The 13,284-nt window shown below is 59.2% G+C and carries 12 protein-coding genes; 10 read left to right on the forward strand and 2 right to left on the reverse strand.

The window, feature by feature from the left end; all coding sequences use genetic code 11:
- Positions 1-104 precede the first annotated feature (104 nt).
- The gene (locus QQF73_RS01585) at positions 105-761 is read left to right on the forward strand and encodes a class I SAM-dependent methyltransferase (RefSeq protein WP_285367006.1); all 657 of its coding nucleotides are present in this window, start codon (positions 105-107) and stop codon (positions 759-761) included.
- A gap of 449 nt (positions 762-1,210) precedes the next feature.
- Here the strand turns inward: QQF73_RS01585 and QQF73_RS01590 are convergent, their stop codons facing one another.
- Positions 1,211-1,594 carry a VanZ family protein gene (locus tag QQF73_RS01590; protein WP_285367007.1) on the reverse strand — a complete coding sequence of 128 codons (384 nt, stop codon included), beginning with the start codon at positions 1,592-1,594 and terminating at the stop codon, positions 1,211-1,213.
- A gap of 97 nt (positions 1,595-1,691) precedes the next feature.
- On the opposite strand from QQF73_RS01590, the gene cysZ reads away from it, so the two are divergent.
- The 6 genes from cysZ (at position 1,692) to QQF73_RS01620 (ending at position 9,756) form a co-directional block, all read left to right on the forward strand.
- Entirely contained in the window at positions 1,692-2,441 is a 750-nt protein-coding gene (gene cysZ / locus QQF73_RS01595; protein WP_219867165.1) for a sulfate transporter CysZ, read from the forward strand.
- Between the two features lie 17 nt (positions 2,442-2,458).
- Complete coding sequence (gene rapA / locus QQF73_RS01600; RefSeq protein WP_285367008.1) at positions 2,459-5,320, forward strand: RNA polymerase-associated protein RapA; 2,862 nt, start codon at positions 2,459-2,461, stop codon at positions 5,318-5,320.
- Between the two features lie 125 nt (positions 5,321-5,445).
- On the forward strand, positions 5,446-7,896 hold the full coding sequence (locus QQF73_RS01605) for an acyl-CoA dehydrogenase (protein ID WP_228743347.1): 2,451 nt from the start codon (positions 5,446-5,448) through the stop codon (positions 7,894-7,896).
- Between the two features lie 160 nt (positions 7,897-8,056).
- Positions 8,057-8,437: a fluoride efflux transporter CrcB gene (gene crcB / locus QQF73_RS01610; protein ID WP_285367009.1), complete on the forward strand. Its 381-nt coding sequence runs from the start codon at positions 8,057-8,059 to the stop codon at positions 8,435-8,437.
- A gap of 259 nt (positions 8,438-8,696) precedes the next feature.
- A complete protein-coding gene (locus tag QQF73_RS01615; protein ID WP_008172950.1) occupies positions 8,697-8,903 on the forward strand; it encodes a cold-shock protein in 207 nt (68 codons plus the stop codon).
- 157 nt (positions 8,904-9,060) lie between these two features.
- Complete coding sequence (locus QQF73_RS01620) at positions 9,061-9,756, forward strand: lysophospholipid acyltransferase family protein (protein WP_285367010.1); 696 nt, start codon at positions 9,061-9,063, stop codon at positions 9,754-9,756.
- 28 nt (positions 9,757-9,784) lie between these two features.
- Here the strand turns inward: QQF73_RS01620 and QQF73_RS01625 are convergent, their stop codons facing one another.
- Complete coding sequence (locus QQF73_RS01625; RefSeq protein ID WP_285367012.1) at positions 9,785-10,588, reverse strand: dienelactone hydrolase family protein; 804 nt, start codon at positions 10,586-10,588, stop codon at positions 9,785-9,787.
- A 118-nt stretch (positions 10,589-10,706) separates the two neighbouring features.
- Between QQF73_RS01625 and ald the strand changes: the two genes are divergently transcribed.
- The 3 genes from ald to QQF73_RS01640 all read left to right on the forward strand — a co-directional run bounded on the left by ald (position 10,707) and on the right by QQF73_RS01640 (position 13,228).
- A complete protein-coding gene (gene ald, locus QQF73_RS01630) occupies positions 10,707-11,825 on the forward strand; it encodes an alanine dehydrogenase (RefSeq protein ID WP_219867160.1) in 1,119 nt (372 codons plus the stop codon).
- A gap of 23 nt (positions 11,826-11,848) precedes the next feature.
- Complete coding sequence (locus QQF73_RS01635) at positions 11,849-12,421, forward strand: glutathione S-transferase N-terminal domain-containing protein (RefSeq protein WP_219867159.1); 573 nt, start codon at positions 11,849-11,851, stop codon at positions 12,419-12,421.
- Between the two features lie 195 nt (positions 12,422-12,616).
- Entirely contained in the window at positions 12,617-13,228 is a 612-nt protein-coding gene (locus tag QQF73_RS01640; RefSeq protein ID WP_219867158.1) for a Yip1 family protein, read from the forward strand.
- Positions 13,229-13,284 lie beyond the last annotated feature (56 nt).

The raw sequence follows: 13,284 nt of genomic DNA on the forward strand, positions 1-13,284 counted from the left end.
CAGTATAGCCGAATTGACGTTTTTCTGCGCGTAGGGCGCTGTTTTGGCGGGGTGAGGCCGCTACAATGTCGGCCTTCCGGAAACCGGTCCATTGAGGAGATCTGATGTCGACCAACCGTCTAGACCAGAATCTGCGCAGTACACTGAGTCAGGGCCGGGTCGCGGTTTCACGGCCGGCCGGCTGCCCGCAAATTGCCCTCCATCTGTTTGACCCGTCCGTGCTTGAGGGGCCACTGAGCCACGACGAAGCCCAGTCGGTGGTGGCGGAGCCAGCCTACTGGTCATTCTGCTGGGCCAGCGGTCAGGTCCTGGCGAGCTGGATTCTGGCCAACCCCCGTTGGGTGATGAACAAGCGAGTACTGGATTTTGGCTCAGGCTCGGGGGTGGTCGCCGTTGCCGCCGCCCTGGCGGGTGCCCGGGAGGTCATTGCCTGCGACATAGACCCTGCCGCACTGGATGCCGTGTCGGCCAATGCGGCCCTGAACGGCGTATCGTTAACTTTGTGTGACGACTGGGATGTACGCCCGGCGGGCATTGACGTCGTCACGGCGGCGGACGTCCTCTACGATCCGGAAAATCGGCCACTGCTGAAAGTGTTCCGTGAGTCGGCATCAAGGGTGCTGCTGGCGGATTCGCGAGTTCGGGAATTGGGTGATCCGGTTTACGACCTGCAGACGGTCATTGAGGCAAGAACCTGGCCTGACCTCCACGAATTCGAGGAGTTCAACCGGGTGCGGATCTACGTCGCGGCGGATATGTAACTGCTGACTGCATAAAAGAAAAGGGCAACCACTGGGGTTGCCCTTGTCGAAACAGGTCGGCGCGTCCTTGCGCATGGGGCAACAGCCTTGTTGCGAGTCCCTGAGCCGCTCCTTGGTGCCGGCATCCTAGCCGGCGTTCCGAATAATTATCCTTTAAGCGAGGCGTCCCTGTGTCCTTGCCTCTCCCTGCATTCCATGCCGGGGTGCGTCCGGTGCGTCGTCCTTTTCCCTGTCATCCTTGATGTAAACACTATAGCAACTGGCGCTTTACAATCGTGTGAACGGATTCCGTCGATGGGTGCGGATTTTCCCCGTCTCAACGGGGTTTCTATTCCGTAACAGTGTGTTAGCGGTCATCCAGTTTGAGTTGCACAATGTTACGTACGCAACATAGCTGCAAGATCTCACGCCCTTGTAGGAAATCTCTCACATGAAGTTGGGCGAATTTCTCAAATCTCTGCCTTCCGCAGGTTGCGGAGTCCCGGCCAGGGCATCATTCCGATGACAATGCCCGCGCCGTCGGCAGCCAGGTCGGCCATCGAGAAGTCCCGGTAGGGAAGGGTGGCCTGGATGGCTTCAATGGCAAAGCCGAAGGCGAGCAACAGCGGGAGATACCACAACGCTCTGACTTCGGGCCAGGACAGCCGGGTGAGGAGGGTCAGCTCCAGGAAGGCAATCAGGTGGTTGAACTTGTCGTTTGGTGAGGACGGTACCGGGTAGGGGGTACTGGTGGTTGCCAGGAATACAATGGCCAGCACGGAAATCAACAGGGCAATGCGCCAAAGCGGACGACAGTGCAGGAAGCGCAAAACGCAGTTTTTCAGTAGTGCCATGGGGGAATTTCCCTAGGAGGCCTCGGGCTGTGGGAATGATTCCAACATGATATGCTTTGCGCCCCGTCAATGTCATTGAAACGGAGGGCCGGCCGGAATGCTCAAGGGTAACTTTTTTCGTGGACTGGGCTACCTTGGGGAGGGCTTCCGTCTGATTCGGCAACCCGGCCTGCGGTTGTTCGTGGTAATCCCCCTGGTCATCAACATTCTGTTGTTCGGGCTTCTTTTCTATTTCCTTGCCGAGCTGTTCGCCGGGCTGATTGCCGCAGCCATGGGCTGGTTGCCGGATTGGGCCTGGCTGCAGGCGCTGGACTGGCTGTTCTGGATTCTCTATGGCGCGGTGATCCTGCTGATGCTCGCCTACGGTTTCGTGATTGTGGCCAACCTCATTGGCTCGCCCTTCTACGGTTACCTGTCGGAATTGACCGAAAAACACCTCACCGGTCAGGAAGTGAGCACGGAAGATAGCTGGAGTGCGATTATCAAGGATATCCCCCGGGCACTCTGGCGCGAGGTTCAGAAGATTCTCTATTACCTGCCCCGGGCCATCGGCCTGTTCGTGATTGGCCTGATTCCGGTGGTCAACCTGGTGGCGGCCGTGCTCTGGTTCCTGTTCAACAGCTGGATGATGGCCCTGCAGTATGTCGATTACCCCGCAGACAACCACAAGGTCAGTTTCAAATCCCTGCGTGGTTTGTTGGGTGACACCCGGCTTTCGGCATTCGGATTTGGCTTGCCGGTTGCGCTGGCAGCCATGGTCCCTGTTCTCAATCTTGTGGTTGTGCCCGCGGCGGTCTGCGGTGCCACGGCTTATTGGGTGCGTGAGAACGGCGCCACCCGAAATTAATTCTGTCTGGAGGTTACTTGGATAAATCGGAATTTGTCATTGGTCAGCGCTGGGTCAGCCACAGCGATACCGCACTGGGCCTGGGCATTGTCACGGACATCTCCGGTCGTCGCGTTACGCTGGGCTTTCCCGCGGCCGATGAAGAGCGCACCTACGCCATAGACAATGCGCCGCTTTCCCGGATCATTTACCAGTTGGGTGAGGAGATCCAGACCTTTGACGGAGCGCACTACGTGGTGCGTGCGGTGGAGGACAAGGGTGGTGTGCTGATGTACCACGCCGACGATGGCGAGGACATTCACCAGATTTCCGAAGTCAAACTCAGCGGCTCAGTGAACTTTTCTGCCCCGCACCAGCGCCTGTTCGCGGGTCAGTTTGACCGCAATGGTGCTTTTCGTCTGCGGGTGGCCACCCTGCAGCACCTGGACCGGTTACGGGCGTCCCCGGTCGGTGGCTTGATCGGTGCGCGCACCCAGCATTTGCCACATCAGATCTACATCGCCCATGAGGTTGCCAAGCGGCACGCGCCCCGGGTTCTGCTGGCCGATGAGGTGGGCCTTGGCAAAACCATTGAGGCGGGCCTGATCCTGCATTACCAGCTGCACACGGGTCGGGCCCGGCGTGCCCTGATTGTGGTGCCGGATTCCCTGATTCACCAGTGGCTGGTGGAGATGCTTCGTCGCTTCAATCTGCGGTTTTCCATCATTGACCAGGGGCGCTACGACGCCCTGAAAGAGGAAGAGAATGATGTGGATTCGCTGGTGAACCACATCTTTGGGGACGACGACGCGGTCAATCCATTTGAAACCGAACAGTTGGTGCTCTGTAGCCTGGATTTCCTGGCCAGCAGCGAACAGGCGCAGCAGGATGCCCTGGCAGCGGGCTGGGATTTGATGGTGGTGGATGAAGCCCACCATCTGGCCTGGAGCCCCGAAGCGGTCAGCACTGAATATCGGGTTGTTGAGGAATTGTCGGCAGCAAGTCGGGGGCTGCTCCTGCTGACGGCGACACCGGAACAGGTTGGAGTGGCCAGCCATTTCGCCCGCCTGAGGCTTCTGGATCCTGCGCGTTTTCACGACCTGGAAACCTTCCGCAAGGAGGAGCAGCAGTACGAAGCGATCAACGAGGTGGTGCGACGGCTGGAGAGCAACGATGCCGGCATCAGTAGCGATGATCGCAAGGCCCTCAAGGCCTGGCTCGGTGATGAACTGGATGAGCTGCTGACGGGGGAGGACCCGCATCAGGCCATTATTGATGCGTTACTGGATCGCCATGGCACCGGTCGGGTGCTATTCCGTAACACCCGGGCCGCCATTCAGGGCTTTCCTGAACGACGGCCGATGCCGGATGCGTTGCCCTGTCCGGCCATATACGAGGGCCATGCCTGGGGGCTGGCCGGGCTTTCGCCGGAACAATCGGTGGCGGAAGAGCAGTGGCTGGCAGATGATCCACGTGTTGCCTGGCTTGAGAAGAAGCTGGCCAGCTTGCGCCCGGCCAAGGTCGTGGTCATCTGCGCCCAGGCGCAAACCGCCATGGCGCTCGAGCATTACTTGCAGTTGCGGGCCGGTATTCGCAGCGCGGCCTTTCACGAACACCTCAGTCTGGTGGAGCGGGACCGGGCAGCCGCCTATTTTGCCGACAGCGAGCAGGGCGCCCAGGCGCTGATCTGTTCAGAGATTGGCAGTGAGGGCCGCAACTTCCAGTTTTCCCATCACCTGGTGCTGTTTGACCTGCCGGCCAATCCGGATCTGCTGGAGCAGAGAATCGGGCGCCTGGATCGTATTGGCCAGACCGAGACCATCGATATTCACATCCCCTACCTGCAGGGAACCGCCCAGGAAGTGCAGTACCGGTGGTTCCAGGATGGCCTGAATGCCTTCGCCGAGAGCTGTGCAGTGGGGGTTGCCGTTCAGGACAAGGTACAGGATCAGTGGCAGCGGGCCATCGAGGGTGGCACCGGGGTCGTCGACAACCTGGTTGCCCACTCCGCCGAAGAGGCCGCACGCCTCAGGACCCTGCTTCAGAATGGCCGCGATGCCCTGATTGAACTCAATTCCTGCCGCCGCGACGTGGCTGATCGGTTGATTGACGGTATCGAGGCTGAGGAAGGTTCTGCCCAGGTGCGGGATTACATGATCGAGGCCTTTGATATTCTGGGTGTGGATGTGGAAGACCACAGCGATCACTCGGATGTGTTGCGTCCCGGCGAGCACTATCATGCCGGCCATGTGGCAGAGTTACCGGAAGACGGCGTTACCGTGACCTGGAGTCGGCAGCAGGCCCTGGAGCGCGAGGACCTGTCCTTCATGAGCTGGGAACATCCGATGGTGACCGGGGTGATGGACTCCGTAACCAGTTCCGGCCTGGGCAAGGCGGCCCTGGCCAGCCTCTCGGTCAAGGCGCTGCCACCGGGGACACTGCTGATGGAAGCGCTGTTCACCGTGCACTGTCCGGCGCCGGAGTCGCTGCAGTTGACCCGTTACCTGCCAGTATCCCCGTTGCGCCTGCTGGTGGACGTGAATGGCAAGGAGTTGTCGGCGGCATTGCCCCATGACCGGCTGAACGAATTGTGCTCCAACATCCGGCGCAAGACCGCTCAGGCAATCGTGCCCCAGATACGACCCCAGGTGGAAACCATGGTGGATCATGTTGAACGCCTGTCGGAACCTCACCTGGAGCCGTTAAAAGAGCAGGCACTGGCTCGGGTCGATGCCAGCTTTGGCCCCGAAATCCGCCGATTGGAGGCTCTCCAGGTCGTGAATCCGGCCATCCGCAACGAAGAAATCGATTTTTTCCGGAATCAGCTGGATGCGGCGAGGGACGCCATTGGGCGGGCCAGTCTCGCGCTCGAAGGGATCCGGGTTATCGTAACCGCGTAAGTCCGTATGTGACCGGCATTACTGACTCCGTGGCGACCGCTGTTATGCTTTCATCTGATGCGGTAATGTGGGCGTACCTACTTTAGTCTAATAATTTCCCGAACCATGGATGACTGAGAGAACCTATGATGACTTTTCTTCTGTTTGTTGTGGCGCTGGCCGGTCTCTTGATCGTGATGCGTCGTGAATCCGGTGCCATGCCGGCGATTGGCGTGATGGCAGTGGTCGGTCTTGTGTCCCTGATCTTTGCCTCCGGATGGCTCGCCCTGATTCTGTTTGTCGGTGCCGGTGTCACCGCCGCCGCGGGCTTGCCCGGTTTCCGTCAGAGCTGGCTGACACCGAAGATTTTCGCCACCTTCAAGAAGGTGGCGCCCAAGGTTTCCGATACGGAAAAGGTTGCCCTTGAGGCCGGCACCGTCGGCTGGGACGGCGAGCTGTTCACCGGCCAGCCGGACTGGCACAACCTGCTGATCAACCGCTACACCGGCCTGACTGAGGAAGAGCAGGCGTTTGTGGACAACCAGTGCACCCAGGCCATCGCCATGTGCAACGCCTGGGATCTCGCCGTCGAGCGCGCAGACCTGCCCAAGGAACTCTGGGATTTCCTGAAGAAAGAAGGTTTCTTCGGTATGATCATCCCGAAGGAATACGGTGGTCTCGAGTTTTCCGCCAAGGCCCAGACCGCGGTGCTGCAGAAACTGGCCGCCAACGAGATGCTGATGGTCTCGGTCGGGGTGCCCAATTCCCTCGGTCCGGGCGAGCTGCTGGTCAAATACGGTACCGAGGAACAGAAGAAGCATTACCTGCCCCGTCTGGCCGACGGCCGCGAAATTCCCTGTTTCGGCCTGACCGGTCCACGGGCCGGCTCAGACGCCACCTCGCTCCCGGATACCGGCATCGTCTGCAAGCGCAAGATTGATGGTAAGGAAGTGGTGGGCATTGAGCTCAACTTCGAGAAGCGCTGGATCACGCTGGCGCCGATTGCCACCGTGGTCGGCCTGGCCTTCCGTATGTTCGACCCCGACGGCCTGCTGGGGGACGAGAAAGACTACGGCATCACCTGCGCCCTGATCCCCCGTGACACCAAGGGTATGGAAATCGGTCGTCGCCATTGTCCGATTGGCACGCCGTTCCTGAACGGGCCGATCAAGGGCAAGAACGTGTTCATTCCGCTGGACTACATCATCGGTGGTCAGGAGATGGCCGGCCAAGGCTGGCGTATGCTGGTTGAATGTCTGTCGGTCGGCCGCTGCATCACCCTGCCTTCCGGCGCAGCCGGGGCTGCGGCCTATGCGGCCGGTACGGCCGGTGGCTTTACCCGAGTCCGTCGCCAGTTCAATACCCCGGTCGCGGATATGGAAGGTGTGCAGGAGCCGCTGGCCCGAATCGTGGGCAAGACCTACATTGCCCAGTCGGCCGTGAACCACACCGCCAACATGATCGACCGCGGCGAGAAGCCGGCCGTACCCTCGGCCATTCTCAAATACCACCTGACCGAATTCCAGCGCGGCGTGCTCACTGACGCCATGGACGTCCACGGCGGCAAGACCGTGACCCTCGGCCCCCGCAACTACCTGGGAATAGGCTTCAGCGGTGCTGCAGTGTCCATCACCGTGGAGGGCGCCAACATCATGACCCGCAGCCTGATGATCTTCGGTCAGGGCGCGATCCGCTGCCATCCCTACGTTTTGAAGGAGCTGGCGGCCAAGGACAATGATGACATCCAGGCCTTTGATAAGGCTTTCTTCGGGCACGCTGGCCTGATTTTTGGTAACGCCGCCCGAGCCTTCACCCAGGCGCTGGGTCTTGGCCGTGCCGATGTACCGTTCGACAGCGCCAGCCGCCGGTACGCGCAGGCGGTAGCTCGCTTCAGTGCCGCATTCGGTCTGTGTGCGGACGCCGCCATGACGACGCTGGGCAGTGAGCTGAAAATGCGCGAGCTGATCTCCGCTCGCCTGGGCGATATGTTGTCCAACCTCTACCTGGCCTCCATGGTGTTGAAGAACTGGCACGAAGGCCAGCCGGTGGAAGGTGAGAAAGAAGTGATGGAATACAGCCTGGGCCTATTGCTTTACCGTACTGAAAACGCCCTTGACGAATTCCTCCAGAATCTTCCGAACCGGGTCGTGGCTATGGCGCTCCGGGGCATCACCATGCCTCTGGGCCGTCGCTGGGATGCGCCTCATGATGACCTGTCCCGCAAGCTGGCCAGGGCCATTTCCACCGACACGCCCATCCGTAACAAGCTGATTTCCGGCGTCTGGACCACCGATGGCGAAGGCACGGTAGAGAACCCGCTGGCGCGATACAATGGTTTGCTGAAGGACTACGACAAGGCCGAGCAGCTGTACCGGAAGGTGACCAAGGCCTACGCCAAGGGCGAGCTGCCCATGACCGCGTTGCATCCGGAGGAGCGCTTCGAGGCGGCCCTGGAAGCGGGGGTTTACACCAAAGAGGAGGCAGACTTCATGCGGCAGTATGAAGCCGTCGTGCTGGAAATGCTCACGGTCGACGACTTTCCGTTTGACGAGTTTGCCAGCAACAAGGATACGGTAATCGATCATAACCCGGCCTGATGGGGCCAACCGTTTCCGACTAAACAAGGGGTGCCGGCGGGCGCCCCTTTTTTGTGCCCGGTTATAAGGCCTTAACTTGATTGCGCTTTAACGGCATACTCGAAGAATGCGTGCCGAATAAGGTACGGGCCAAGTCAGCAGAGGAGGGGAGTCAAACCCGATGTGGCTTTCAGTATTGGCAGTAAGCGCCGGAGCCGTCATTGGCGCCAATCTGAGGTGGGTTCTGGGCCTTTGGTTGAACAGCACCTACCATGCAGTGCCGTACGGGACACTGGTGGCCAACCTGAGTGGTGGCTGGCTCATCGGTCTGCTGATCGGTTACTTCAGTCACGGTAGCACGCTGGCACCGGAGTGGCGCCTGTTTGCCATTACCGGGCTGTGCGGTGCGCTGACCACCTTCTCCACGTTCTCGCTGGAAATGTTCGCTGCTATCCAGGAAGGCAAATGGGCCATGGCGCTCACCGGTATCCTCGCTCACGTTGTGGGGTCATTGCTGATGACGGCACTCGGGATTTATACCTTTGGATTGGTTCGTGGCTAGGTCCGGTTTCGGCGCCTATGGGTGGGTAACACTACCTACTTAAATTATTGAAAATCCACTTGGCAATCCTGAAATTCAGGAGTAGAGTTCTGTGGGTAGGAAAGATTCAGTTAAGCATTTCATGAATGAGACGTACCTCCGCAGTTAGTAGTGACCGTCCTGTTTTTGATTCCGCGAGTTCTGTATTTCCGTAAACGCCAGCCTGCATCAAGAAGGTGCGAGGCGGCAGATTAAATGATTGATTTCAGGAAGTTTAAGTATGTCTACTACTACCGGTACTGTTAAGTTCTTCAACGAAGCTAAAGGCTTTGGCTTTATCACTCGTGAAGGCGGCCCGGACGTATTCGTTCACTACAGCGCAATTCAGGGCAGCGGTTTCAAGACCCTGGCAGAAGGCCAGCAGGTTGAGTTCACCGTTACCCAGGGCCAGAAAGGTCCGCAGGCGGAGAACGTTGTTGCTCTTTAATCCCTGAGGGATTAAGCGACAAACGTGAAAAAGGCAGCTTCGGCTGCCTTTTTTCATGCCTGATCCGCTTGCTCGCTTTGTGATTTTCTCCCCGGCGTGTAATCTTTATGCCCCTGTTGCTCGTTTAAATGGTTGTCGAGACGTTCAGGACCCGTTCATGCTCAATACCCTCAAGGCCATCTGGATTCTTTTCTGGGCCTCCCTGCTGACCTTAATCCTGTTTCTGCCCATTGTGGTAGCAGCCCTGGTGGGCAAACGCGGCGATGCCGCTTTTCATGGCACGCAGGTATACGCCTGGGCCATTCTCAAGCTCTGTGGCATTCGTCTGATCGTCAGGGGCAGGGAGCATATCCAGCCCCGCCAGCGCTACGTGATTCTGAGCAATCACGCCTCCTATTTTGATCCGCCGGCGCTGGTTCTGGCGCTGGGGCTGCAGTATCGCTGGGTCATCAAGAAGGAGTTGCGAAAGGTGCCCCTGTTCGGGCTGGCCCTGGAGACGTCGCGCAACCTGTTTATCGACCGCTCCCGTGGCAGTGACGCCCTGGAGAGTATCAAGCGCGGGGTGGGGCAGTTACCGGAAGGCACCGGAATCCTGATTTTTCCCGAAGGCACCCGGTCATGGGACGGCAAACTGCTGCCCTTCAAGAAAGGCGGATTCGTCATTGCCAAAGACGGCCAGTTGCCCATCCTGCCCATCACCATTCGTGGTTCCCATGATCGGCTGCCCAAGGGCCAGGCCGCCTTTTCGCCGGGCGAAATCGAGATCTTGATCCATCCACCGGTTGCCACCGAAGGCCAGTCGGTCGAATCCCTGATGGATGGAGTTCGAGGCACCATCGAGTCCGGCCTGTAGTGAACAGATTCGCGGCCGGACCGGCAAACTAGCGGGCGAAAATTTCCTCATAGAAACGCATGGTGCCCTGCCAGGAGCGCGAAGCCGCTTCCTCGTCGTACCCCACCGGCAAGCCAAAGTTTTCAGCAAACCTGTCTGCCCCCGGATTGGTGAATGAGTGCAGGACGCCCGGGAAGCTAACCAGGGTCAGATCCACACCGGCATCCTGCATTTCCTGAACCAGGCCGGCGACCTGCTCGGATGGAACCATGTCATCCGCTCCGCCGGTGTACACCTGAACCCGCGCTTTGACCATTCCAGGCTGGGCCTTGATCGGGCTGCCAAGGGCACCGTGGAAACTCACCACGCCGCTGAGGTCGACGCCCAGCCGTGCCATGTTCAGTACGACGGCTCCCCCGAAGCAGTAGCCCTGAGCCGCAATGCGGGTGCTGTCCACGCTCTCGTGGTTTTCCAGTAGTGACTTGGCCTTCATGAAGCGGGCCTTGACCTGGTCAATGTCCCGGGTCGCTTCCTGCATGAACTTCTGGGCGGTATCCGGGTGTTCGGCGAGCTTGCCGCTGCCGTACATGTCGAGGGCGAACGCCGTGTAGCCGGAGGCGGCAAGCTTCTCTGCCTGCTCACGGGCAAACTCGTTGTGGCCCCACCACTCATGAACCACAAGTACGCCGGGCCGTTTGCCCTCCAGCTCGTCGTCCCAGGCCATGTAGCCGGTGAACGTCTGATCGTCGATCTGGTATTCCACGGTTTGGGTCTGCATTTCTGCCATCACCTGCGAGGTTGCAAGGGAGAATGAAAGTGCTGCGACTGATGTGGCTGTTTGCAATGTAGTCATGATGGGACTGCTCCTTGTAATACACGCTATTGCTTCCGTCGGACAATCACCTTTTTACTACACTTCAGACACAGACACACGAATTGGCGTAACCTTCGCGGAACCGAGGAGATGATCGATGAAGATTGGCGTGCCCAAGGAAATCAAGAATAACGAATACCGGGTGGGGATGACGCCGGCTGCGGTCCATGAACTCTGTGGCCACGGCCACGACGTGTTCGTCGAGACCCAGGCGGGGGCGGCCATTGGGTTTACCGATGAGGATTACCAGAGTGCGGGCGCCCAGATTCTGGCGGATGCCAAGGCGGTTTTCGGGGCGGCGACACTCATCGTCAAGGTCAAGGAGCCTCAGCCGGAAGAGCGAGCCCTGCTGAACCGGGAGCATACCCTGTTTACCTATCTGCACCTGGCGCCGGATCAGGCCCAGACCGACGATCTGGTGGCGTCCGGTGCCATCTGCATTGCCTATGAGACGGTGACTGACCGTAGTGGTCGTCTGCCGTTGCTGGCGCCCATGTCTGAAGTGGCTGGACGTATGTCGATCCAGGCCGGCGCCCACTGTCTGGAGAAATCGGTTGGTGGTCGCGGAGTGCTTCTGGGCGGAGTGCCCGGTGTCAGCCCCGCCCGGGTGACCGTGGTCGGAGGTGGCGTCGTCGGACAGAATGCTGTTGCCATGGCCATCGGCATGGGGGCCCAGGTGACCGTCCTGGATCGCAACATGGATGTCCTGCGCAATCTCGATCACCTGTACGGCAACCGGATCACAACACTGTTTTCCACCGTCCATACCCTCGATCAGGCGATGGTGGAGTCTGACCTGGTGGTCGGCAGCGTTCTCATACCCGGAGCGTCCGCGCCCAAACTGATTACCCGGGATATGATCCGCCGGATGCCCGAGGGCAGTGTGCTGGTGGACGTCGCCATTGATCAGGGCGGGTGTGCGGAAACCTCAAAACCGACCACCCACGATGACCCCACGTATATTGTTGATGGTGTGGTACATTACTGCGTGGCCAATATGCCCGGCGCCGTGGCGCGCACCTCGACGCTGGCTCTGAACAACGTAACGCTGCCCTTCGTGGCGGCCCTGGCCAACAAGGGGCCGATTCGGGCAATGAAGGAAGACCCGCACCTGATGGCCGGACTGAATATAGCCGATGGCAAGGTGACGTACAGGGAGGTGGCAGAAGCCACTGGGCATTCATACACAGACCCGGAATCCCTGCTGGGATCCTGAGCCGTGACACACTCGGAGAAATCATGAAACTGATCGGATCGACCACTTCACCCTACGTTCGGCGCATTCGCATCCTGCTGGATGAAGAACCGTATGAATTCGTTAACCTTAATATCTATGGTGAAGGCCGGGATGAGCTGCGGAAGAACAACCCAACCCTGAAGATTCCGGTACTGGAAGACGACGGCCAGGAAATTTATGACTCACGGATCATTGCCCGCTACGTCAGCGCCAAGCAGGGCCGCGATCCCCTGACGTGGGACCAGCAAAACCAGCTGACCATGATTGATGGTGCCAATGACTCGGCAGTCACCCTGCTGCTTTCGGAAAAGTCCGGCATCGACACCAGCCAGGACCTGATGTTCTACAACCTCCAGCGTGAACGCATCATGACCACGCTGCGCACCCTGGCAGCCATGGTCGATGACGGTCAGTTCGAGGCCTGGAACTACCCGGCTATCTGCCTGTACTGCCTCGTTGACTGGCTGGAGTTTCGCGATCTGGTGGACTGGACCGGCGTCGAGAGCCTGCTGTCATTCCGGGACAGTCACCGGACCAAGCCCTGGGTCGCCGAGACCGATCCTCGCCAGGCCTGAGCAATTGCGGCTGCCTCGTGAGCTCCGGCGGGCGGCCGCAGGCACCGGAGTGCGAAGCGGAACAAATTTTCACCAGATGGCCTTCCCCATTTGTCGTTCTTGACTATAGTTAAGGGCAGGAACGGTCGCTGATCCGACCCGATCAGACGCCCGTACTTGACTGTACTTACAACGACTAATAAAAGGGGGTCATCCATGCTCCTGTCTCATGCCTTCGGTCTCTTCACCCACCCGGATGATGAGTGGGCTTCCATTCGAAAAGAACACGAAACGCCTCGTCGGCTCTACGTCGCCTACGTTGTCATTCTGGCCGCCATCGGTCCGATCTGCGCTTACATTTCGACGGCTTATTTTGGCTGGACGGTCGGTAATGATCGGTTGATCAAACTGACGGAAATCAGTGCCCTGCAACTGAGTGTACTCACATACCTGGCAATGCTGGTGGGGGTTTTCGCGCTCGGTTATGCGGTTAACTGGATGGCCAAGACCTATGGCGCCCGGGAGGAGCACGTGCCGTCCAATGGCATTGCCCTGGCGGCCTATTCCTGCACGCCGCTGTTCCTGGCGGGATTCGCGCTCTTGTATCCGGTGCCCTGGTTCAATGCCGTGGTTTTCCTGATTGCCGCCTGCTATGGGGCCTGGTTGATGTATGACGGGCTGCCCATTGTCATGGGGATCGAGAAAGACCGTGCCGTATTCTACGGCGGCGCTCTGCTCACCGTTGCCCTGGTCATTCTGGTTGCGACCCGGGTCGGTTCCGTCATCATCTGGAACTTCGGCGTCGGTCCGGTCTTCGTCAGCGGATGACCGCCGCCGGCATTGTTCAGAATTAAGGGAGGAAGCAGCCTCCCTTTTTTGTGCCC

The organism is Marinobacter albus (assembly GCF_030238305.1).
Lineage (GTDB): Bacteria > Pseudomonadota > Gammaproteobacteria > Pseudomonadales > Oleiphilaceae > Marinobacter > Marinobacter albus.

What these genes read in the sequence shown, in the direction of transcription:
- QQF73_RS01585 (WP_285367006.1), top strand. Translation starts at nt 105, where the DNA reads ATGTCGACCAACCGTCTAGACCAGAATCTGCGCAGTACACTGAGTCAG.
- QQF73_RS01590 (WP_285367007.1), bottom strand. Translation starts at nt 1,594, where the DNA reads ATGGCACTACTGAAAAACTGCGTTTTGCGCTTCCTGCACTGTCGTCCG.
- cysZ (WP_219867165.1), top strand. Translation starts at nt 1,692, where the DNA reads ATGCTCAAGGGTAACTTTTTTCGTGGACTGGGCTACCTTGGGGAGGGC.
- QQF73_RS01605 (WP_228743347.1), top strand. Translation starts at nt 5,446, where the DNA reads ATGATGACTTTTCTTCTGTTTGTTGTGGCGCTGGCCGGTCTCTTGATC.
- crcB (WP_285367009.1), top strand. Translation starts at nt 8,057, where the DNA reads ATGTGGCTTTCAGTATTGGCAGTAAGCGCCGGAGCCGTCATTGGCGCC.
- QQF73_RS01615 (WP_008172950.1), top strand. Translation starts at nt 8,697, where the DNA reads ATGTCTACTACTACCGGTACTGTTAAGTTCTTCAACGAAGCTAAAGGC.
- QQF73_RS01620 (WP_285367010.1), top strand. Translation starts at nt 9,061, where the DNA reads ATGCTCAATACCCTCAAGGCCATCTGGATTCTTTTCTGGGCCTCCCTG.
- QQF73_RS01625 (WP_285367012.1), bottom strand. Translation starts at nt 10,588, where the DNA reads ATGACTACATTGCAAACAGCCACATCAGTCGCAGCACTTTCATTCTCC.
- ald (WP_219867160.1), top strand. Translation starts at nt 10,707, where the DNA reads ATGAAGATTGGCGTGCCCAAGGAAATCAAGAATAACGAATACCGGGTG.
- QQF73_RS01635 (WP_219867159.1), top strand. Translation starts at nt 11,849, where the DNA reads ATGAAACTGATCGGATCGACCACTTCACCCTACGTTCGGCGCATTCGC.
- QQF73_RS01640 (WP_219867158.1), top strand. Translation starts at nt 12,617, where the DNA reads ATGCTCCTGTCTCATGCCTTCGGTCTCTTCACCCACCCGGATGATGAG.